We start from the raw sequence: 20,345 nt of genomic DNA on the forward strand, positions 1-20,345 counted from the left end.
GGCGTTGGAGGTCAACGGAGCATCATTTCGAACCCGGGGGTCGGGCTCGGTGCTCCAGGGGAGGACAAATGGATACTATTCTTGCGGGCCTCAAAGGGGCCATCGACACGCTCGGCGCAACAGTGCTGCTGCCGATCGTCATTTTCATCATAGCCGTCGTTCTGGGCGCAAAGGTCAGCAAGGCTTTTCGCGCCGCGGTCACCATCGGCGTCGCCTTCATCGGCATCAATCTCGTGCTTGGCCTGATGTTCACGTCGATCGGCGACGTCGCCAAAGCCATCGTCACCAACACCGGCATTCATCGCGACATCATCGATGTCGGCTGGCCGTCGGCGGCCGCCATCGCCTTCGGCTCGTCGGTCGGCCTGTGGGTCATCCCCGTCGGCATCCTGGTCAACATCGTGCTGTTGCTGACGCGCATGACGCGCACGCTCAATGTCGACGTCTGGAACTTCTGGCACTTCGCCTTTGTCGGCTCGCTGGTCGTGGCGGCGACCGACAATCTGGCCTACGGCATCGCCATCGCGGCGTTGGTCGCGGCGCTGTCGCTGCTGTTCGCCGACTGGTCGGCGCGCGCGGTGCAGCAGTTCTATGGCGTGCCCGGCATTTCGGTGCCGCACCTGGCCTCCGCGCAGATCCTGCCGATCGCCATCATCCTGAACTGGATCATGGACCGTATTCCCGGCATCAACCGCATCAACATCAACACCGAGACCATCGAGCGCCGGTTCGGCGTGTTCGGCGAACCTGTCGTGCTCGGCTTGATCATCGGTCTCGTGCTCGGTGCCATCGCCTTCTACAATGCGGGCGATCTCGGCACGGTGCTCGCCAAGGTGCTTGGCACCGGCATGACCCTGGCAGCCGTCATGCTGCTTTTGCCGCGCATGGTGAAGATCCTGATGGAGGGCCTGATCCCGGTCTCCGACGCGGCGCAGGAATTCGTGCGCAAGCGCACCGGCGACCGCGAGCTTCTGGTCGGCCTGGACTCCGCCATCCTGATCGGGCATCCCGCCGCGATCTCGTCGTCGCTGATCCTGGTGCCTATCGCGATCATCCTGTCGGTGATCCTGCCGGGCAACCGCGTCATCCTGTTCGCCGACCTGGCGGTCATTCCCTTCATCGTCGCCATGACCGCCCCTCTGGTCAAAGGCAATGTGTTCCGCATGGTGGTGATCGGCACGGTGACGCTGGCGATCGGTTTCTACGTCGCCAACGCGCTGGCGCCGCTGTTCACAAGTGCGGCCGTCGCGTCGGGCTTCAAGCTGCCGGCAGACGCGCTGCAGATCACCTCGGTCGTCGACGGCTTCCTGTGGGTGCCCTATGTGATCATCGAGGCGATCCAGGGACTTGGCCTTGCCGGCATCGTCGTGATCGCCGTGGTCATCGCGGCATTGTTCGTCCTCTATCGCCGCAACACGCTCGGCTGGGAACGGGCAGCGGGCGCCGAGGACGAGCCGGCCGAAGGCACGGCCTGAGCCTCATCACGCCTGACGTTTGAAATGATCGTGTGCCCTCCCCGGGCGCATGATTTTATCGACGGAGCAAAAACATGTCTGACGGACTCATGCAGCTTCTGGACCCCGAAGCGATCGTGCTCGGATCCGATGCCTCGACCAATGAGCAGATCATCCGCATCCTGGCCGGCCGGCTCGAGACGCTCGGCTATGTCAGAAGTTCCTACGCCGACGCGGTCGTGCGCCGCGAGTTGACCATCCCGACAGGACTGCCGCTGGAGCGCGCCGACAATGTCGCGGTGCCGCACACCGATCCGGAACATGTCCTGAAGCCCGGGATCGCTTTGGGCACATTGAAGCACCCCGTCGTCTTCGCCAACATGGAAGACCCCGACGAGAAGCTGCCGGTCGGCTTCGTCTTCCTGCTTGCCATCAATGACAAGGACAAGCAGATTGAAGCGCTGCAGGCCGTTATGGCCACCATCCAGAATCCAGATGCATTGGACGGCCTGAGGTCGGCCACGACGCTAGACGACGTTCGGGCCGTGCTCGGCTGAACAAGGAGAAGCAAGAGATGTCCAGACAGAAAACAATTCTCTTTGCCTGCGGCACGGGCATAGCCACCTCAACCGCGGTCAACGTCGCCGTCACCGAGGCGATGAAGCAGCGCGGCCTGACCTTCAACGCCCAGCAGGCCAAGGCGACCGAAGTGCCGGGGCTGGCCGACAGCGTCGACTTCATCGTCGCCACGACGCCGATCTCGGCTTCGGTGACCAAGCCGGTCATCAAGGGCCTCGCCTTCCTCACCGGCATCGGCAAGGACAAGGTGCTCGACGAGATCGAGGCGCAACTGCGCAAGTAGGCCGCGGCACGCGCTCGGTTTCAGGTCACCCTGACGTAGCTCGTCATGCCCGACTTCTGATGCTCGATGATGTGGCAGTGCAGCAGCCAGTCGCCGGGGTTGTCGGCGACGAAGGCGAGGCTCACCTTCTCGTTGGGCTGGATGAGATAGGTGTCTGAAATCAGCGGCTGCACGGGCCGAGTCGAGGATGACAGCACTTTGAAGCTCATGCCGTGCAAATGCATCGGATGCGATTGCGGCGTCAGGTTCTCCATGTCGATGACATAGCTCCTGCCAAGCTTCAATTCGGCCAGCGGCGCGGTCGGATCCGGCGTGTCACCCGGCCACGGCACCTTGTTGATGGCCCAGAAACTGTAGCCGAGCGAACCGCATATGCCGTCGCTCGCAATGTTCTCGGCCGTGGCGCTGAGCGCCAGCGAAATATGCTGGGCAGCGGAGAGATCGACCTCCGCCACCGGATTGGCCTCCAGCGGCGCGACATCACGAATGTCGCGCTTCAGCGAGCTGCCAGCCGCACGCAAGGTAGCCAGCACCTTGGGCTTGGTGCCCCTGACGTCCCGCAGGCTCACGACCGCGCCCTCCGCGTCAGGCATGCGGATGGCGAGTTCCATGCGCTGTCCCGGGCCAAGCAGCAAGGCATCGGGCGAAAAACGCTGCGGCACCGGATTGCCATCCAGCGCGATCACCGTCGCCTCCGCGCCGTCGACGCGAAAGGCATGGATGCGCGTCACGTCGGTGATGGCGACGCGCAGCCGCACCAGCCCGCCGGCTGGCGCGTCATAGTGCGGCTGGTCGAGCCAGTTGGCCGTGCGCACCGTGCCATAGGTGCCGGTTCTCGCGGCATCCCGCGGCCGGAACTGATCGATGAACTGGCCATCGTCGCCGAGGCGCCAGTCGCGCAGATTCAGGACGATTTCGGCATCGAATTTCGGATCACCGGGATTTTCGACCACGATGACGCCGGTCAGGCCGTGCCCCATCTGCTCCAGCGTGTTGCAATGCGGGTGGTACCAGAAGGTGCCGGCATCGGGCGGCGTGAAGGCGTAGTCGAAATGATCGCCGGTATAGACATAGGGCTGGACCAGGAACGGAACGCCGTCCATCCTGTTGGGGACCCGAACGCCGTGCCAATGGATCGTCGTCGGGTCGTCGATGGCGTTGACGAGCCGGGCGGCGAAGGGCTCGCCCTTTTTCATCCTCAGCACAGGCGGCATCCCGGCGCTGCCATAGGTCAGCACGTCCCGGGTCGGACCGATCTCCATCAGCCTGGCCTGGATTTTGGCCGTCCGCAGTACCACCGGCTCGGGCGTGGCGGCGGCCCAGCCGCCAAGCCTCCCCATCGCGACGAGCCCGCCCGCACCGGCAAACGCTGCCGATTTCAGAAGTCGACGGCGTGTGATCAAGGTCATGCTGCGCTCCAGCGGGAAAGCCCTCGGAATCGCCGACTTGAATCACGATCGGGCGACCAGCGCAAATCCCGATATCGGCATTTGCGTTCCGATGAAGCCGCAACCAGCGCCGTCTGCGCGGACGGCGCTTCGCCCTGCGACTCTGATCGGGACGACGGCCGCACCAGATCATGCTTCAAGGCACTGACCGGAGCGGACTCGCCCGGCTCGCCAATGCCGATGTTTTCAACCGTCCGATCGGGCGGGTGGGGGGCGGAAGGGCGCCAAGCGGTCGCCCGCTATGGGCCGGCGCTCGTCGCGGAGGAAAGCAAGCAGGCCGATTTGCTCCCGCCATGAAAGCACGACGGGAACCAACCTTGCGCGAAATCTCGGATTCAGGTGCCGGATGCGCCTTTTTTTGCCCGTTCGTGCCGCAAGGGCTTAAGAATGGGACGGATGGCGCTGAAAATGTCGGGCAGTCTGGTGCTGCGAGAGAGGATTGAACTCTCGACCTCTCCCTTACCAAGGGAGTGCTCTACCACTGAGCTACCGCAGCCGCTGATGGCGGGGCTTCTGCCATATCGAACCGGCGAGCGCAAGGCCAAGTGCAAAGCATCTGTGAAAGCCTTTGCCGGATAGGTTCTGATGACATGGCCGCGCCACAATGTTGGTTATGCCTGAATAGCGGGCTGGCCGGCCGCCGGCTAGGACGGGACAATGAACGACACGACAACTCCACCGAAAAAGGGCGGCACCGGCCGCAAGGACCGGCTGGCCGAGCAGCTGCGCGCGAATCTGCTGAAACGCAAGGCGCAGTCGCGCTCGCGGCGCGCGGGAGACGCGGACAAACAGCGCACCGGCGAGGCTGACAAACATCGCGCGGGCCACATTGGCAGGCAGCACGCCGACGACGCCGACAAGCGGCGCGCCGGCGAGCCCGACGAGCCCGACAAGCGGCCGGACGGGCTCGGCGCGGCGAAGGAAATACAAAAAGATTAACTCAAATCAGCGACTCTTGGGTCGGGTACCAGGAAATCCTATTTCTTGAACCAGGCTGGCCGATGGTCTAGACGGGCCGATACTCAAACGATTGAAACCGGCTTTCGGGGCCGAGGGGATAGTCTTCATGGATCGCATCAGAATTGTCGGCGGCAACAAGCTCGCCGGAAGCATTCCGATCTCGGGCGCGAAAAACGCCGCCCTGCCGTTGATGATCGCGTCGCTTCTGACGGACGACACGCTGACGCTCGAAAACGTGCCGCATCTGGCCGATGTCGAGCAGCTGATCCGCATCCTGGGCAATCACGGCGTCGATTATTCGGTCAACGGACGCCGCGAAAAGCAGAATGAAGGCTATTCGCGTACCATCAACTTCTCCGCCCGCAACATCGTCGACACGACGGCACCCTACGAGCTGGTGTCGAAGATGCGCGCTTCGTTCTGGGTCATTGGCCCGCTGCTGGCCCGCATGGGCGAGGCCAAGGTGTCGTTGCCGGGCGGTTGCGCCATCGGCACGCGGCCGGTCGACCTGTTCCTGGAAGGCCTGCAGGCGCTGGGCGCCGACATCGACGTCGACACCGGCTATGTCATCGCCAAGACCAGGAACGGCCGCCTCGTCGGCAACCGTTATGTCTTTCCGAAAGTGTCGGTCGGCGCCACCCATGTGCTGATGATGGCGGCGTCGCTCGCCAAGGGCGAGACGGTGCTTGAAAACGCCGCCTGCGAGCCCGAGATCGTCAACCTCGCCGAATGCCTCAATGCCATGGGCGCCAAGATTTCCGGCGCCGGCACGCCAACCATCACCATCGACGGCGTCGAGGCGCTGTCGGGCGCGCGCGTGCGCGTCATCCCGGACCGGATCGAGACCGGAACCTATGCCATGGCCGTCGCCATGACCGGCGGCGACGTCGTGCTCGAGGGCGCGCGTCCCGATTTGCTGCAGACCGCGCTGGACGTGATCGCGCAGACGGGCGCCGAGATCACGCCGACCAATTCCGGCATCCGCGTCAAGCGCAACGGCGCCGGCATTTCACCGGTCAACGTGACGACGGCGCCCTTCCCGGCTTTCCCGACCGATCTGCAGGCGCAGTTCATGGGGCTGATGACCATGGCCAAGGGCAAGTCGCGCATCACCGAGACGATCTTCGAAAACCGCTTCATGCATGTGCAGGAACTGGCGCGCCTGGGCGCCCACATCACACTTTCGGGCCAGACGGCGATCGTCGACGGCGTGCCGAAATTGAAAGGCGCGCCTGTCATGGCGACCGACCTTCGCGCTTCCGTTTCGCTGGTCATTGCCGGCCTGGCGGCCGAAGGCGAAACCACGGTCAACCGCGTCTATCATCTCGACCGCGGCTTCGAGCGGCTGGAGGAAAAGCTGTCCAATTGCGGCGCGGTGATCGAACGGATCTCGGCTTAGGCCGATCCCCGCCCGCCTCACGGCTGCACGGACCGGAATGACCTCCGGATTCCTGTTCGAGCATGATCTTTTCCGAAAAGCGGTTTCCACTTTTCGGGATCATGCTCTAACAGAAGGCTGAACAGTCAATTTTCAGGTGCGAGATCCGCATGAACGGCCTTAAGCTTATCGCCCTCGACGACCAGGACCTGAGCATCGTCTCCGCCCATGTCCAGGACGCCGTGATGAAAGTCTCGGACCTTGAATACCTTCCCGCGGCCAAGCGTTTCGTGCTGACCATGAACCGTTTCGTCTGGGAGGCCAAATCGGGCTTCTTTCGCCAGCACAACGAACGGCGCCAGGCCGTGCTGCATTTCGATCGGGTTCTGGGCGCCAAGACCAGCGGCATAGCCCGCGACAAGCCGGCCGAAGTGCTGTCGCTGCTGGCGATCAGCTTCATCGAGATCAGCAAGCCGGCCGGCATCGTCGAGCTGATCTTTTCGGGAGGCGGCGCAATCATGCTCGATGTCGAATGCATCGAGGCCCGCCTTGCCGATGTCGGCGGCGCGTGGGAAGCCACGTCGCGTCCCGTGCACAGGGCCTGAGCGATGGCCATCACGCTTCGCCAGTCCGACGCCGATTTCGAACAGCGTTTCGCCGCTTTCCTCACCACCAAGAGAGAAGTGTCGGCCGATGTCGACGCGGCCGTGCGCCAGATCATCGCGCGCGTGCGCGCCGACGGCGACGCCGCCCTCGTCGACTTTACCAGACGCTTCGACCGGGCCGACCTCAGGGAACTCGGCATTGCCGTGTCGAAGGACGAGATCGCCCGCGCCTATGCCGCTTGCGACCACCAGACGATCGAGGCGCTCGAATTCGCGCGCGACCGCATCCGCGCCTATCACGAGCGGCAGCGGCCGAAGGACGACCGCTTTACCGACGCCGCGGGCGTCGAGCTCGGCTGGCGCTGGACCGCGGTCGAGGCGGTCGGGCTTTACGTGCCGGGCGGTACTGCGAGCTATCCGAGTTCGGTGCTGATGAACGCCATACCGGCCAAGGTCGCCGGCGTGGAGCGCATCGTCATGGTGGTGCCGGCACCCGGCGGCGTCATCAATCCGCTTGTGCTGGTGGCGGCCGACCTTGCCGGCGTGCCGGAAATCTATCGCGTCGGCGGCGCCCAGGCGATCGCTGCCCTGGCCTATGGCACCGAGACGATCAAGCCGGTCGCCAAGATCGTCGGCCCTGGCAACGCCTATGTCGCGGCGGCCAAGCGCCAGGTGTTCGGCACCGTCGGCATCGACATGATCGCCGGCCCCTCGGAAGTGCTGGTCGTGGCCGACGGCGACAATGATCCCGACTGGATCGCCGCCGATCTCCTGGCCCAGGCCGAACATGACGCGTCCGCGCAGTCGATCCTGATCACCGACGATCCGGCCTTTGGCAAGGCGGTGGAGGAGGCGGTCGAACGGCAGCTGCCAAACCTGCCACGGGCGGAGACGGCAGCGGCGAGTTGGCGCGATTTCGGCGCGGTGATCGAGGTCGAGGCGATCGAGGCGGCGCTGCCTCTGGTCGACCGCATCGCGGCCGAGCATGTCGAACTGGCAATCGACGACGCCGAGGGCTTCCTGTCGCGGATGCACAATGCCGGTGCCGTGTTTCTCGGCCGCCATACGCCGGAAGCCATCGGGGACTATGTCGGCGGTTCCAACCACGTGCTGCCGACGGCGCGCTCGGCGCGTTTCTCGTCAGGGCTTTCGGTACTCGATTTCGTAAAGCGCACCTCGATCCTGAAGCTCGGGCCCGAGCAATTGCGCGCGCTGGCGCCCGCCGCGATCGCGCTGGCCAAGGCGGAAGGGCTCGACGCGCATGGACGCTCCGTCGCTATCCGGCTGAACATGTAGGCGCCATGTCGGGCTCCGATCAAACCCGGGCGAGGCTGATCGATGTCGAACTCGATGAATCGATCGGCCGTTCGACGCCCGACGTCGAGCACGAACGCGCGGTGGCGATCTTCGACCTGATCGAGGAGAACAGTTTTCAACCGGTCAATGACAGCGGCGCCGGCCCCTACCGGCTGAAGCTGTCGCTGGCCGAGTCCCGCCTGGTTTTCGCCGTGACGCGCGACGACGGTTCCGCCGTGGTGACCCATATCCTGTCGCTGACGCCGCTCAGGCGCATCGTCAAGGACTACTACATGATCTGCGAAAGCTATTACGACGCCATTCGCTCCTCGACGCCGAGCCATATCGAGGCGATCGACATGGGTCGCCGCGGCCTGCACAACGAGGGTTCGCAGACGTTGATGGACCGGCTCGCCGGCAAGATCGACATCGATTTCGACACGGCGCGCCGGCTGTTCACGCTGGTCTGCGTGCTCCATTGGCGGGGTTAACCCCTGACCGCCGGCGCGCAGCCCCGTTCGATCCTGTTCCTGTGCGGCATGAATGCCGTGCGCTCGCCGATGGCCGAACTGTTGGCGCGGCGCATGCTGCCGGCCAGCACCTTCGTCGCCTCGGCGGGCGTGCGCAGCGGCGAGCGTGACCCGTTCGTCGATGCCGTGCTTGCCGAGGAAGGCCTGTCGCTGGGCGAGCGCCACCCAAGGACGATGGACGAGCTGGAAGACGACTATTTCGATCTCATCGTCACGCTCGCGCCGGAGGCGCACCATGCCGCGCTGGAGCTCACCCGCTCGCTCGCCGTCGAGGTCGAATACTGGCCGACGCCGGATCCTACGGGCGCCAGCGGCACGCGCGAGCAGATCATCGCGGCCTATCGCGATGTGCGTGAACGGCTGAAGTTGCGCATAGGCCGACGTTTTTTGCTTCCGGAAGCAAAAAACGCGACGGATTAAGCGTGTTCACAAGCCGACGATTATCATATAGGTTCCGCCGAATTTCCGGCTAGAGTCGGATGCGGTTGGGTCTCTTCGACCTGACAGCTTCCGACTCTAGATCAAAGAAGTAGAGCATGATGTCGTCCGAAAACCGCCTCATACTTTTCGGCATCATGCTCTAAACGCCGGGAAACCATCCAAGCAAAGGTATCGAATGCCGAAGGAAGAAGTCCTCGAGTTTCCGGGTGTCGTCACGGAACTGCTGCCCAACGCCATGTTCCGAGTGAAACTCGAAAACGAACACGAAATCATAGCCCATACGGCCGGCCGCATGCGCAAGAACCGTATCCGCGTGCTGACCGGCGACAAGGTCCTGGTCGAGATGACGCCCTACGACCTGACCAAGGGCCGCATCACCTATCGTTTCAAGTAAGATCAAGGCCGACTGGTCCGCGATGAGCATTTTGCTGAAGCTGGTGCTTGCCTCGGGTTCGCCGCGCCGCATTGAACTCCTGCAGCAGGCCGGCATCGAACCGGACCGCATATTGCCTGCCGACATCGACGAGACGCCGCTGCGTGCCGAGCATCCGCGCTCGCTGGCCAAAAGGCTGTCGAAGGAAAAGGCCGAAAAGGCATTCGCCTCGCTGAAGTCGGAAACCGACTACGCGCCGGCCTTGGTGCTGGCCGCCGACACGGTGGTCGCTGTCGGGCGGCGCATCCTGCCCAAGGCCGAGACGCTCGACGATGCCGCCAACTGCCTCGGATTGCTGTCGGGGCGTTCGCACCGGGTCTATTCCGGCATCTGCCTGATCACGCCCGGCGGCAAACTGCGCCAGCGGCTGGTCGAGACGCGCGTGCGGTTCAAGCGGCTGCCGCGCGAGGAGATCGACGCCTATGTCGCGTCGGGAGAATGGCGCGGCAAGGCCGGCGGCTATGCCGTACAGGGGCTTGCGGGCGCTTTCGTCGTCAAGCTGGTCGGCTCCTACACCAATGTCGTCGGCTTGCCGCTCTACGAGACCGTAGCGTTGCTTTCGGGCGAAGGCTTCAAGGTCCATCAAAACTGGTCCTCGGCGCGGCCATGAGCGCGGACGACAAGGTGACGCCGCTGCGGCCAAAGCGCCCCTGCCCCGAATGCGGCAAGCCTTCGGCGCGCGAGACCTACCCGTTCTGCTCCAAGCGCTGCAAAGACATCGACCTCAACCGCTGGCTGAAGGGCGCCTATGTCATCAAAGCCCGCGACGACGAGGAAGAACCCGACGCCGACGAGCCGAAATAAGCTAAGAGCGACGCTTGATCAGGCGGCTTGGATCTTGCGGCTCACGCGCGCCCAGGCCGGCAGCCAGTCGCCGTGAGCGGCAAGAAGCTCGTCCACCAGTGACCATATCTGGTCGAGGTCGAGCTCGGCTGCCGTGTGCGGATCCATCATCGCCGCATGATAGATGTGTTCCCGGTTCTCGCTCGTCAGCGCCCGCACCGTCAGTTCCTGCACGTTGATGTTGGTGCGGATCAGCGCCGTCAATTGCGGCGGCAGGTCGCCGATGTAAGTCGGCTGGATGCCGGAGGCGTCGACCAGGCACGGCACCTCGGCGGCGCACTCGCGGGGCAGCGAGGTGATGCAGCCATTGTTGCGAACATTGCCGTAGATCACCGACGGCTCGCCGGTCCAGACCGAATTCATGATCGAGGAGGCATATTCCTTCGACTGCTCGACTTCGATGCGCTCGGCCGAACGGTAGGCCTCCGCCTGCCCCTGCCAACGCTCGATCTGCTCGATGCAGCGCTTGGGATATTCATCCAGCGGGATACCGTATTTCTCGATCAGATCGGGACGACCGCTCTTGATGAAATAGGGCGTGTATTCGGCGAAATGCTCCGAGCTTTCGGTGACGAAATAACCGAGCCGGGTCAGCATCTCGTAACGCACCTTGTTGGGGCAGCGCGGATTCCAGCCGGGCTTGGGCGCACGCCCTTCGCGATAGGCGCGCAGGAGATCCGGGTAGAGGTCGCGGTAGGAGCCGTCGGCCTGGCGGTGCTCGAACTTCAGGTAGAAGGCCATGTGGTTGATGCCGGCGGAGCGATAGCGGATGTCCTCGTAGGGAAGATCGAGATCGTGCGCCAGTTCCATCGCGGTGCCCTGCACCGAGTGGCAGAGGCCGACCTGCCTGATCTCTGGATATCTCTCCGAGATCGCCCAGGTGTTGATCGCCATCGGATTGACGTATTGCAGCATGATCGCATCGGGGCAGACGGCGAGCATGTCCTCGCAGATATTCCACAGATGCGGCACGGTCCTCAAGCCTCGCATGATGCCGCCGACGCCGAGCGTGTCGGCGATGGTCTGGCGCAGGCCATATTTCTTCGGCACTTCAAAGTCGGTGACGGTGCAGGGCTCGTAGCCGCCGATCTGGAAGGCGACGACGACGAAATCGGCACCGGCCAGCGCCTTGCGCTGGTCGGAATAGGTCTCCGCTTTCGCCTTCACGCCGAGCGTCGCGATCAGCTTGTTGACGACGACGGCACTCTCTTCCAGCCGCTGCGGATCGATGTCCATCAGCGCGATCGTCGCGCCCGAAAGCGCCGGCCGCTGCAGCACGTCGCCGACGATGTTCTTCATGAACACGGTCGAGCCGGCGCCGATGAAAGTGATCCTGGGATTTCTTGCCACGCTAACCTCCGGCATGTGTTCAGGCCACGTCGAAAGCGGCCCGGACGAGCCGTTCGGTGTAGGCGGTCTTGGGATTGGTGAGGACCTCGTCGACAGGTCCCTGTTCGACGATCTTGCCGTGCTGCATGACGATGACGCGGTGGCACAGAGCGCGAACCACCTTGAGATCGTGCGAGATGAAGAGATAACTCAGGCCGCGCTCGTCCTGCAGCCTGCGCAAGAGATCGATGATCTGCGCCTGGACGGAGAGGTCCAGCGCCGATGTCGGCTCGTCGAGCAGGATGAATTCCGGTTCCAACGCGATGGCTCGGGCGATGGCGACGCGCTGCCGCTGTCCGCCGGAGAACTCGTGCGGAAATCGCGAAAGGATGTCGCCCGGCATGCCGGCGCTGACCAGCGCCTCGCGCACCCGCTCGACCCGCTCGCGCCGCGTCGCTCCGATGCCGTTGACGATCAGCCCTTCCTCGATGATCTGCCCGATCGTCATGCGCGGGTTGAGCGAGGAGAACGGATCCTGGAAGACGACCTGCATGCGCGATCGCAGCGGCCGCATCTCGGCCCGTGACAGCCCATGGATCGGCTGGCCGTCGAAACGGATCTCGCCGCGCTTGGCATCGATCAACCTGAGCAGGCACTGGCCGAATGTGGTCTTGCCGGAGCCGGATTCGCCGACCAGTCCCAGTGTTTCGTGGCGGCAAAGCTTGAGATCGAGATCGTCGACGGCGACCAGCTCGCGCCAGTCGGGTTTGAGGAAGGTGCCGTGACGCAGCATGAAGCAGACGCGCACCCCGTTCGCTTCGAGGATGGTGCCGGAGCCCTCCGGCAGCGGTTGTGGCCGCCCGCGCGGTTCGGAGGCGAGCAGTCGTTGCGTATAGGGATGCTGGGGATCGGAGAACAGACGTTCGGTGACGTTATGCTCCCGCATCTCGCCATGCTGCATGACATAGACGTAGTCGGAGAATTTGCGCACGACCGTGAGGTCATGGGTGATCAGGATCACCGCCATGCGCAGCTCTTTCTGCAGATTGCGGATCAGGTTCAGGATCTGTGCCTGGACGGTGACGTCGAGCGCCGTCGTCGGTTCGTCGGCGATCAGCACGTCGGGATCGTTGGCCAGCGCCATGGCGATCATCACGCGCTGGCGCTGGCCGCCCGAGAGCTGATGCGGATATTGCTTGAGCCGCGCGACGGGATCCGGGATCTGGACATGCTGCAGGAGTTCGAGCGCCCGTGCCCAGGCTTGCCGCCGGCCGACCTTGCGATGAACCCTGATCGCCTCGACGATCTGGCTGCCGATCGTATAGATCGGATTGAGCGAGCTCATCGGCTCCTGGAAGATCATCGAGATGCGGTTGCCGCGCAGCTTGCGCCGGGCGCTTTCGGGGAACTTCAGGATGTTCTGCCCATCATAACAGACGGTCGATCTCGGCGACACGGTGGCGCGCCGGGACAGCAATCCCATGACGGTGCGCGCCGTCACCGATTTGCCGGAACCGGATTCGCCGACGATGGCGATCGTCTCGCCGCGATAGAGCTGGAACGAGACGTCCTTGACCGCCTCGACCGTGCCGTGCTCGACCTTGAAGACGACCTCGATGTTGCGGGCATCGATGACGGGTTCTCCCTGGCGTCCGTCATGGTCGTGCCGGACGGAAGGTGCGAAAGGTTCGGCGAGCGCGAGCGTCATCCCAACCACCTCAATAAGGATCGACGGCGTCGCGCAGCCCGTCGCCCAGCGCGTTGAAGGCAAAGACGGTGACCAGCACGAAACCGACCGGCGACAGGATCCACGGATAGGTGCCGATGACGGAGTAGGTCGCGGTGTCCTGCAGCATCAGCCCCCACGAGATCAGCGGCGGCTTCACCGCGAAGCCGAGGAACCCGAGGAAGGATTCGAGCAGCACCACGGTGGGGATCGCCAGCGTCACCGCGACGATCACATGGCTCATCACATTGGGGAAGATGTGCTGCATGATGATGCGCCGGTCGGTGGCACCGACCGCCATGGCGGCGCGTACGTATTCAATGCGCGCAAGCGCCAGCGTCTTGCCGCGCACCTCGCGCGACATCTGCGCCCAGCCCAGCGCCGACATGACGATGATGACGAAGGCGAGGAAGACGTTGGTGGGCGCGGTGACCGGGATCAGCGTCGTCAGCGCCAGATAGAGCGGCAGCTGCGGGAAGGCCAGCACGAGTTCGACGAAGCGCTGCATCCAGACATCGAACCGACCGCCGAAATAGCCGGAAGCCATGCCGACCGTAGTGCCGATGACGGTGATGATGAAGACCACCGTCAGCGCGATCATCAGCGAGACGCGCGAGCCATGGATGGCGCGCGAGAGCACGTCGCGTCCGAACTTGTCGGTGCCGAGGAAATGCACCGGCTGGCCGTCCATCGAACCGAAGAAATGCCGGTTCGCCGCAATGAGCCCGAAGAGCCTGTAGGGCGCGCCCTCGACGAAAAGGCCGAGCAATCTTGGATGATCATAGTCGGGACCGACGATGGGCTGAAAGGTGACCGGATCGAGATCCGCCGAATCCGCCAGCGCATAGACCCTGGGCCGGGCGACGAAATCGCCGTCCCTGTCGTGGAAAGCAGGCAGTTGCGGCGGCGCGAAGGCGACATCGGTCACCTTCGGGTCCATCGGCGCCAGGAACTCGGCGAATACCGCCATGAGGATCAGCAGCACGACGAGCCAGAACCCCGCCATGCCGGTCCAGGAGCGCTTCAGCCGGCGCCAGACGAGCGCGGTGTAGCTCTCGTTGCCGTGCGCGGGTCTCTCGACGGGTCCTTCAGCCGGCAGCGGCGGTGGCGATGTATCGCGGGCCAACATCTAGCTCTCCCCGAACTGGCGCACGCGCGGATCGAGCAGGACCAGCAACATGTCGGCGATGATGTTGCCGACGATCAGCGTCGCCGACAGCACCATCATGAAAGTGGCGGTGACATAGACGTCGCCGACCGCCATCGAGCCGACGATCGCCGGGCCGACGGTCGGCAGCGCGAAGATGATCGCCGTCTCGATTTCGCCGGTCAGCATGTAAGGCAGCACCACGCCCTGATACATGACCAGCGGATGCAGCGCATTGGGCACGGCGTGTCGCATGACGACGGCGCTGCCGGTCAACCCCTTGGCCTTGGCCGTCTCGACATATTGGGCGTTCAGCGTGTCGAGCAGATTACCGCGCATGACGCGCATGTTGTAGGCGAGCCCGCCGAAGGTGGCGATCGCAACCACCGGCCAGACATGCTTGACCAGATCGAGGAACTTGGCCCACGACCATGGCGCGCCGCCATATTGCGGCGAGAAGAAGCTGCCTATCTCCGAGACGTTGAACTGGAAGACCAGGAGATAGACGATGATCAGCGCCATCAGGAAGCGCGGCACCGTCATGCCGAGGAAGGAGATGGCCGAAAGTGTCGAGTCGATCCAGGTGTATTGCCGGGTCGCCGCCCATATGCCGAAGGTGATGCCGAGCACCGAGGCGAGCAGATGGCACACAAGCGCCAGGATGAGGGTGCGCGGCAGGCGCTCGCCCACAACGTCGGCCACCGGCTTGTTGTAGTAGAGGCTGTAGCCGAAATCGCCGCGGGTGACGATGCCGCCGATCCAGTTGAGATACTGGACGGGCAGCGGCTTATCGAGGCCATGTTCGATCCGGTAGGCGTTGGCCTGCGCGTCGGCTTCGGCGAAGGAGGCGCCTCCCTGGTTGATCAGCTGCGAGCGGATGTAGTCGGCATAATCGCCGGGCGGTGCCTGGATGATGGCGAAGGTGACGAGGCTCAGTATGGCAAGGACCGGGATTGCCGACGCTATGCGCATGAGCAGAAATCGCAGCATGGACGGTCCGCTTCCTCGTCTTGCCGATCGCGTCCTTTTGGTGCGTTCGGAGGTTGCCTTTGTCCGGCCGCGCCAGCGGCGCGGCCGGAGGTCTCAGTCAGGGGAGGTAAACTTACATCGGGCCCTTGTCTCCAGGCTTGCCGGGCAGCTCTTCCGGGAACAGTTCGTATTTCGCCTGCTTGTCGGCCGCCACGAAGACCCGCTCGCGGATGATCGAATCCTCTGCCCAGTTGAACATGTAGATCGGCGTGCCCCTTGGAACGTTGGAGAAGCGCTTATTGACGATCAGCGCACCGGGATATTCCGTCAGGCCGACATTGTAGACGTGCTCCGTCGAAATCTTCTGGAAGTCTCTCATCAGGGCGGCGCGCTGGTCATTGTCCTCAGACGTGACAAATTTGTTGACGATGTCGACGAGGTCCTTCTCGAAAGGCATCAGGTCGACCTCGCCGCTTTCAGGTGCGCGGTGATCCCAGCTGGTCTTGGGGCCGACGGGAGCGAGCTGCACGGTGTTCTGCACGATGGAGGTCAACTCCTGGTCGTTGCGCCGGATCAGCCAGTCGAAGCGCCCGGAATATTGCGAGGCATCGCGCTGCGTGCCGTTGAGACCGTTGAGCACGATCCGCAGCCCGAGCTTCTCCATCTGGGCGACAACGCCTTCGGCGAGGCTCTTGTCGGTGCCGTAGTCATTGTTGACCAGCATGACGATCTCGACATTCTTGCCGCCGGCCGTGCCGGCCGGGAAGTTCACGAAACCGTCGCCATCGGTATCCTTGAGTCCGGCCTTGGCGAGTTCGGCCTTGGCGCCCTCGAGGTCGAAGGGATAGTAGACCGTCGACTTGCGGTCATAGAAGCTGGTGCCGGAGGACAAGCCGCCGGGGTAGATGGCGGTGAACGGCCCCTTGACCAGGGAGTTGCCCAGCGCCTTGCGGTCGAGCGCCATGGTAACGGCCTTGCGGAAATCCTCATTGCGGTTCAGCTCGCGAATCGCCTGACCGCGCTCGTCCGGGTTGCCCCAGCCATTAGCGGAAAAATTGAGGCGCAGATTATAGCCGATCAGCCGTGGACCGAACGCCAGGCGTGCAGGCGCATTCGCCTCCGCGGCCCGCTTCAGCGAGGCGACGAAGTTCTCCGGCTGCTCCAGATTGGAGAAATCGCCCGAGCCGGCCACCGCCTGGACATCGCGGTCGGCCCAGGTGGACAGCTTGTAATGTAATTCGTTGAGGTAGGGCAGCTGATTGCCCTTCTCATCGACCTTCCAATAATAGGGATTGCGGCGCATGACGATGATGTCGTCTGGCCGGTATTCAACCGGCACCCAGGCGCCCATGACCGGCATGTTCATATATTCCGGCGGGAAGGCGTTCTTGAACTGGTCGTAGGTGTTCTTCGAATATTTCGGATGCTGCGGCTTCAATATGTGCGCGGGGCCAGGACAGAAAGTGCCGTAGGCCATCGCGTAGAGATACTGTTTCGGGAAGGCTTCCTTGAAGGTCCACTCGACGGTGTAGTCGTCGACCTTCTTGAGCGTGGTGCCGACGCCGAACGTTTCCTGGGTGGCACCATTGAGCGGCGAGACATTGGGATCGACGACCTCGTCGTCCCAGTAGAACATGACGTCGTCTGAGTTGAAGGGCGCGCCGTCGGACCATTTGGCACCCTCGACGAGGTGCATGGTGAGCTTGTGGCCATCCGCCGACCAGTCCCAGCTTTTGGCGAGGTTGGGCAGCGGTTCGGTGTCCTTGGCCTCGACCTGGAACAGCGGCGCGGTGCGCGTCAGGCATTCGGACAGGCCGATATCGATGCCGCCCCATCCCTGCGTCTGACCGGCGCCGTAGTTCCAGCCTTCCGGCCGCCCGCCGATAACGTGGCGCATTGTATCGCCGTAGACGCCGATGCCATCAGGCATGTTGCCCGTCTTGAAAACCAAGGGCTCCTTCGGCAGCCTGTCTTTCACCGGCGGCAGCTTGCCGGCCTTGACGTATTTCTCGGTCACCCAGTCCGGCTCGTGATAGTCGGGCAGCGCCTTGAACTCCAGGATGGAGTCGCGCGGCACATAAGTGATCTTGCCTTCGGCCGGAAACGCCGCCGGTACCGGCGGGACCGTCGGCTCGGAGGCGAAAGCGTTAAGCGCCGGGACGGAAACGCCCAGCGCCAGTCCCGCGACCATGCCAATGCTGCGTAGGTTCCTCATTGTCTCCTCCCTCGTGTTCGGACGTTTTGTTTTGCTGCTGCTCGTCTTCTGCCCGGACGGCGACCGCGGCGGACCTGTCTCCCGCAGGCCCGTCGCCGCCACCTGGGTTTTCAGCCGGCCTGCTTCAGCGCGGCCTTTTCGGCGCGCAACTCCTCGATCGAGCGGACGCTGCGCCAAGCGGCGCCCGCCCATTCGCGGGTCTTGACCCTGGATTTCGACAACCTCTCTTTTGCCGCCGGAACCGCATGCGCAAATTGCGGCAGCCAGGCCGCTTGGGCGACGACCATTTCGTCGACCATCTGCCAGACCTCCTCCGGTGTCGATACCGCACCAACCAGCGGGTCATGCAGCACGGCAAGCTTGAGCAGGTCGATGTCGCCGGATATGGCGGCATGCACCGACATGCGCTGGACATTGATCGAGGATATGCAGGTCGCGGCACATGCTTCCGGCAAGGTGATGCCGGCCGCCATGTTGATGCCGAAGCGGTCGACGAAGCCGGGCGATTCGACGATGGCGTCCTGCGGCAAATTGGTGATGACACCGTCATTCTTGACGTTGAAGTGGCCGCGATAGACGCGGTTGGTCTCCAGCGCCTCCAAGATGTGGCTGGCATGCTCGTTGGAGCGTTTTGACGGATCGATCGGCTTCGACGCCGCTTCGAGGAATTGCGGATATTCCGTCTCGAACCAGTTGCGGGTCTCGGTGGAATAACGGAGATAGCCGCCCGTCTCGCCATGGATCCAGTCGGACATGTCGATCCAGCGGGTGATCTCGTCCGGGCGCTTGCGGTACCAGGGAAGATACTCGGACAAATGGCCGTTGCTTTCGGTCGAATAGACGCCGAAGCGCTTCAACACGTCTATGCGCAGCTTTTCCTGCCTGGAATAGACCGGGTGAGCCTCGAAGGCGGCGACCAGCTCGTCCTTGCCGATTTCGCGCCCGTTCAGGCGCAACTCGATGAACCAGGTCTGGTGGTTTATGCCGGAACAGACATAGTCGAGCTCCCGAGGTGACTTCGCGCCCAGTACCTCGGCGATCTGCTCGGCGCCGTGCTGGACCCCGTGGCACAGCCCGACCGTGTCGACCTTGCCGTACTCGATCGCCGCCCAGGTGTTCATCGCCATCGGGTTGGCATAGTTGAGGAATTTCGCATCGGTCTCGGCGACATCGCGTATATCTTTGCAGAAATCGAGGATCACCGGGATGTTGCGCTGGCCATAGAGGATGCCGCCGGCGCAGATCGTGTCGCCGACGCATTGGTCGATGCCGTATTTCAAGGGGATCCTGATATCGTCGGCATAGGCTTCGAGGCCACCGACCCGCACACAGCTGATGACATAACGAGCGCCCTCGAGCGCCTCGCGGCGGTCTGTCGTCGCCGTCACCTTGGTCGGCAATTTGTTGGCCTCGACGATCCGGTCGAGGATCGCCTTGATCATCTGGAGATTGTGCTCGCTGACATCGGTCAGCGCGAATTCGATACCCTTGAATTCCGGCACGCACAGTATGTCGGTGAACAGTTTCTTGGTGAAGCCGACGCTGCCGGCGCCGATAATAGCGATTTTGAAACTCATCACCTTCACCTCGATCCGATCGGATGCTAGGCAAGGAGCAGCAAGGGAGGATATGGCCACACGCCAAGGCGCGCGTGCCAATCGAGCCGAATTCCGGCTTTTCTCCTCCCGCCCGCTCCTCGACCGCGGGTTCTTCACGTTCTTCGGGGATGGATTATGCGCTTATTCGCGAGCGCGGCCAGAGAAGGATTATGCTTTCAAGGGTAATTTTGTGCTGCGGGATCTGATCGCCAACGGACAGTCGATGCGCACGATCTCGCTGCCGCGCGGTCGCCAGCGCCTGCATGCCATGCCGACGAGCACCGGCTACGAAGTGCGCGAAGGCGAAATCTATGATTGGGACGGGCGCAAGCGCGGCCAGACGCCATTCACCGTGCTCCAGCACACGATCAACGGAAGCGGCCGGCTTCGCTATGAGAACCGCGACTATCGCCTGCAGCAGAACGACACGCTGCTGGTGCTGGTGCCGCACAACCACCGCTACTGGCTGGCCAAGGACGAGCGCTGGGAATATTTCTGGATCTCGATGAATGGCGAGGAGGCGCTGCGCATCCACAAATCGATCCTCGACGTCTCGGGTCCGGTGTTCCGGCTGCAGCCGGAGACGATCGATCATCTCGCCGATTGCAGCCTGCGTCTCATCAACGGGGCCGCTGCGCCGGGGGCGGCTTCAGCGATCGCCTATGAGGCGGCGATGGCGCTCTACGACGATGTCTTCGGCTCGCACGCCTTTGCGGAGAAGCAGAGCGCCATGCAGCCGGTCATCGACCACATCAACGCCAATCTCGACAGGCCGCTGCCGGTAGCGGACCTCGTCCAGATCAGCGGCCTCAGCCGGGCGCACTTCTCGCGCTGCTTCGCCGAGAGCGAAGGCATCCCGCCCGCGGAGTTCGTACTGCAGCAGCGGCTGCAACGCGCCGCCAAGCTTTTGACCAAGGCTGACTTCCTGCCCGTGAAGGAAGTCGCCATCCTGTGCGGCTTCGAGGACGCGAACTATTTCTCGAAGGTCTTCCGCCGCTGTTACGGCATTAGCCCGGGCCAGTTCCGCACCACCGGCATGTATGCCAGCATGAGGGTTCCGGCCAGGCGCGACATCAGGGTGTCCGACGACGAGACCTGACCCCGTCGCCGT

Annotated in this window: 19 protein-coding genes, 1 tRNA gene and 1 pseudogene; 13 read left to right on the plus strand and 8 right to left on the minus strand. The window is 63.4% G+C overall.

Annotated features, from left to right (window positions below; all coding sequences use genetic code 11):
* The first annotated feature begins 68 nt into the window (after positions 1 to 68).
* The 3 genes from FJ426_RS00120 (at position 69) to FJ426_RS00130 (ending at position 2,316) form a co-directional block, all read left to right on the plus strand.
* Positions 69 to 1,475: a PTS transporter subunit IIC gene (locus tag FJ426_RS00120; protein ID WP_140562198.1), complete on the plus strand. Its 1,407-nt coding sequence runs from the start codon at positions 69 to 71 to the stop codon at positions 1,473 to 1,475.
* Positions 1,476 to 1,549: 74 nt separating this feature from the next.
* Positions 1,550 to 2,011 (plus strand): PTS sugar transporter subunit IIA, encoded by a 462-nt coding sequence (locus FJ426_RS00125; protein WP_140562200.1) that lies wholly within the window; start codon positions 1,550 to 1,552, stop codon positions 2,009 to 2,011.
* Positions 2,012 to 2,028: 17 nt separating this feature from the next.
* Positions 2,029 to 2,316 (plus strand): PTS sugar transporter subunit IIB, encoded by a 288-nt coding sequence (locus FJ426_RS00130; RefSeq protein WP_140513359.1) that lies wholly within the window; start codon positions 2,029 to 2,031, stop codon positions 2,314 to 2,316.
* Positions 2,317 to 2,336: 20 nt separating this feature from the next.
* Here the strand turns inward: FJ426_RS00130 and FJ426_RS00135 are convergent, their stop codons facing one another.
* Together FJ426_RS00135 and FJ426_RS00140 are read right to left on the minus strand one after the other, a co-directional pair.
* Positions 2,337 to 3,725 (minus strand): multicopper oxidase family protein, encoded by a 1,389-nt coding sequence (locus tag FJ426_RS00135; protein ID WP_140562201.1) that lies wholly within the window; start codon positions 3,723 to 3,725, stop codon positions 2,337 to 2,339.
* Between the two features lie 460 nt (positions 3,726 to 4,185).
* A tRNA-Thr gene (locus FJ426_RS00140) sits at positions 4,186 to 4,260 on the minus strand.
* A gap of 94 nt (positions 4,261 to 4,354) precedes the next feature.
* Here FJ426_RS00140 and FJ426_RS32135 point away from each other — a divergent pair.
* The 9 genes and pseudogenes from FJ426_RS32135 to yacG all read left to right on the plus strand — a co-directional run.
* Positions 4,355 to 4,556: pseudogene (locus FJ426_RS32135) on the plus strand (hypothetical protein); the annotation flags it as partial.
* A gap of 274 nt (positions 4,557 to 4,830) precedes the next feature.
* Positions 4,831 to 6,123: a UDP-N-acetylglucosamine 1-carboxyvinyltransferase gene (murA, locus tag FJ426_RS00150; protein ID WP_140501049.1), complete on the plus strand. Its 1,293-nt coding sequence runs from the start codon at positions 4,831 to 4,833 to the stop codon at positions 6,121 to 6,123.
* A gap of 149 nt (positions 6,124 to 6,272) precedes the next feature.
* Positions 6,273 to 6,707, plus strand: coding sequence for a DUF2948 family protein (locus tag FJ426_RS00155; RefSeq protein ID WP_140501047.1), 435 nt, complete (start codon positions 6,273 to 6,275; stop codon positions 6,705 to 6,707).
* A 3-nt stretch (positions 6,708 to 6,710) separates the two neighbouring features.
* Complete coding sequence (hisD, locus tag FJ426_RS00160; RefSeq protein ID WP_140501045.1) at positions 6,711 to 8,003, plus strand: histidinol dehydrogenase; 1,293 nt, start codon at positions 6,711 to 6,713, stop codon at positions 8,001 to 8,003.
* A gap of 5 nt (positions 8,004 to 8,008) precedes the next feature.
* Positions 8,009 to 8,494, plus strand: a complete 486-nt coding sequence (locus tag FJ426_RS00165) for a UPF0262 family protein (RefSeq protein ID WP_140501043.1) — start codon at positions 8,009 to 8,011, stop codon at positions 8,492 to 8,494.
* A gap of 48 nt (positions 8,495 to 8,542) precedes the next feature.
* A complete protein-coding gene (locus tag FJ426_RS00170; protein WP_140501041.1) occupies positions 8,543 to 8,953 on the plus strand; it encodes a low molecular weight phosphatase family protein in 411 nt (136 codons plus the stop codon).
* A gap of 196 nt (positions 8,954 to 9,149) precedes the next feature.
* Positions 9,150 to 9,368, plus strand: a complete 219-nt coding sequence (gene infA / locus FJ426_RS00175) for a translation initiation factor IF-1 (protein WP_006200926.1) — start codon at positions 9,150 to 9,152, stop codon at positions 9,366 to 9,368.
* Positions 9,369 to 9,390: 22 nt separating this feature from the next.
* Positions 9,391 to 10,017: a Maf-like protein gene (locus FJ426_RS00180; protein WP_140501039.1), complete on the plus strand. Its 627-nt coding sequence runs from the start codon at positions 9,391 to 9,393 to the stop codon at positions 10,015 to 10,017.
* Positions 10,014 to 10,211, plus strand: a complete 198-nt coding sequence (gene yacG / locus FJ426_RS00185) for a DNA gyrase inhibitor YacG (RefSeq protein ID WP_140562204.1) — start codon at positions 10,014 to 10,016, stop codon at positions 10,209 to 10,211. The genes FJ426_RS00180 and yacG overlap by 4 nt, the downstream gene beginning before the upstream one ends.
* Before the next feature lie 18 nt (positions 10,212 to 10,229).
* On the opposite strand, the gene FJ426_RS00190 is transcribed toward yacG, so the two are convergent.
* The 6 genes from FJ426_RS00190 to FJ426_RS00215 form a co-directional block, all read right to left on the minus strand.
* Complete coding sequence (locus FJ426_RS00190; protein WP_140562206.1) at positions 10,230 to 11,600, minus strand: alpha-glucosidase/alpha-galactosidase; 1,371 nt, start codon at positions 11,598 to 11,600, stop codon at positions 10,230 to 10,232.
* A gap of 19 nt (positions 11,601 to 11,619) precedes the next feature.
* Complete coding sequence (locus tag FJ426_RS00195; RefSeq protein ID WP_140562207.1) at positions 11,620 to 13,287, minus strand: ABC transporter ATP-binding protein; 1,668 nt, start codon at positions 13,285 to 13,287, stop codon at positions 11,620 to 11,622.
* 10 nt (positions 13,288 to 13,297) lie between these two features.
* A complete protein-coding gene (locus FJ426_RS00200) occupies positions 13,298 to 14,434 on the minus strand; it encodes an ABC transporter permease (RefSeq protein ID WP_140501031.1) in 1,137 nt (378 codons plus the stop codon).
* Positions 14,435 to 15,442, minus strand: a complete 1,008-nt coding sequence (locus tag FJ426_RS00205; protein WP_140513339.1) for an ABC transporter permease — start codon at positions 15,440 to 15,442, stop codon at positions 14,435 to 14,437.
* A 112-nt stretch (positions 15,443 to 15,554) separates the two neighbouring features.
* Positions 15,555 to 17,636 (minus strand): ABC transporter substrate-binding protein, encoded by a 2,082-nt coding sequence (locus FJ426_RS00210; protein WP_140672509.1) that lies wholly within the window; start codon positions 17,634 to 17,636, stop codon positions 15,555 to 15,557.
* Between the two features lie 110 nt (positions 17,637 to 17,746).
* Positions 17,747 to 19,213 carry an alpha-glucosidase/alpha-galactosidase gene (locus tag FJ426_RS00215; protein WP_140672510.1) on the minus strand — a complete coding sequence of 489 codons (1,467 nt, stop codon included), beginning with the start codon at positions 19,211 to 19,213 and terminating at the stop codon, positions 17,747 to 17,749.
* Between the two features lie 244 nt (positions 19,214 to 19,457).
* Here FJ426_RS00215 and FJ426_RS00220 point away from each other — a divergent pair, with 244 nt between their 5' ends.
* Positions 19,458 to 20,333 carry an AraC family transcriptional regulator gene (locus FJ426_RS00220; RefSeq protein ID WP_140501110.1) on the plus strand — a complete coding sequence of 292 codons (876 nt, stop codon included), beginning with the start codon at positions 19,458 to 19,460 and terminating at the stop codon, positions 20,331 to 20,333.
* Positions 20,334 to 20,345: the final 12 nt, after the last annotated feature.

This window comes from Mesorhizobium sp. B2-6-4 (assembly GCF_006441495.1).
GTDB lineage: Bacteria > Pseudomonadota > Alphaproteobacteria > Rhizobiales > Rhizobiaceae > Mesorhizobium.

Excerpts from the sequence above, each read along its gene's own strand:
- FJ426_RS00120 (WP_140562198.1), top strand. The coding sequence starts at position 69 with ATGGATACTATTCTTGCGGGCCTCAAAGGGGCCATCGACACGCTCGGC.
- FJ426_RS00125 (WP_140562200.1), top strand. The coding sequence starts at position 1,550 with ATGTCTGACGGACTCATGCAGCTTCTGGACCCCGAAGCGATCGTGCTC.
- FJ426_RS00130 (WP_140513359.1), top strand. The coding sequence starts at position 2,029 with ATGTCCAGACAGAAAACAATTCTCTTTGCCTGCGGCACGGGCATAGCC.
- FJ426_RS00135 (WP_140562201.1), bottom strand. The coding sequence starts at position 3,725 with ATGACCTTGATCACACGCCGTCGACTTCTGAAATCGGCAGCGTTTGCC.
- murA (WP_140501049.1), top strand. The coding sequence starts at position 4,831 with ATGGATCGCATCAGAATTGTCGGCGGCAACAAGCTCGCCGGAAGCATT.
- FJ426_RS00155 (WP_140501047.1), top strand. The coding sequence starts at position 6,273 with ATGAACGGCCTTAAGCTTATCGCCCTCGACGACCAGGACCTGAGCATC.
- hisD (WP_140501045.1), top strand. The coding sequence starts at position 6,711 with ATGGCCATCACGCTTCGCCAGTCCGACGCCGATTTCGAACAGCGTTTC.
- FJ426_RS00165 (WP_140501043.1), top strand. The coding sequence starts at position 8,009 with ATGTCGGGCTCCGATCAAACCCGGGCGAGGCTGATCGATGTCGAACTC.
- FJ426_RS00170 (WP_140501041.1), top strand. The coding sequence starts at position 8,543 with ATGAATGCCGTGCGCTCGCCGATGGCCGAACTGTTGGCGCGGCGCATG.
- infA (WP_006200926.1), top strand. The coding sequence starts at position 9,150 with ATGCCGAAGGAAGAAGTCCTCGAGTTTCCGGGTGTCGTCACGGAACTG.
- FJ426_RS00180 (WP_140501039.1), top strand. The coding sequence starts at position 9,391 with ATGAGCATTTTGCTGAAGCTGGTGCTTGCCTCGGGTTCGCCGCGCCGC.
- yacG (WP_140562204.1), top strand. The coding sequence starts at position 10,014 with ATGAGCGCGGACGACAAGGTGACGCCGCTGCGGCCAAAGCGCCCCTGC.
- FJ426_RS00195 (WP_140562207.1), bottom strand. The coding sequence starts at position 13,287 with ATGACGCTCGCGCTCGCCGAACCTTTCGCACCTTCCGTCCGGCACGAC.
- FJ426_RS00200 (WP_140501031.1), bottom strand. The coding sequence starts at position 14,434 with ATGTTGGCCCGCGATACATCGCCACCGCCGCTGCCGGCTGAAGGACCC.
- FJ426_RS00205 (WP_140513339.1), bottom strand. The coding sequence starts at position 15,442 with ATGCTGCGATTTCTGCTCATGCGCATAGCGTCGGCAATCCCGGTCCTT.
- FJ426_RS00210 (WP_140672509.1), bottom strand. The coding sequence starts at position 17,636 with ATGAGGAACCTACGCAGCATTGGCATGGTCGCGGGACTGGCGCTGGGC.
- FJ426_RS00215 (WP_140672510.1), bottom strand. The coding sequence starts at position 19,213 with ATGAGTTTCAAAATCGCTATTATCGGCGCCGGCAGCGTCGGCTTCACC.
- FJ426_RS00220 (WP_140501110.1), top strand. The coding sequence starts at position 19,458 with ATGCGCACGATCTCGCTGCCGCGCGGTCGCCAGCGCCTGCATGCCATG.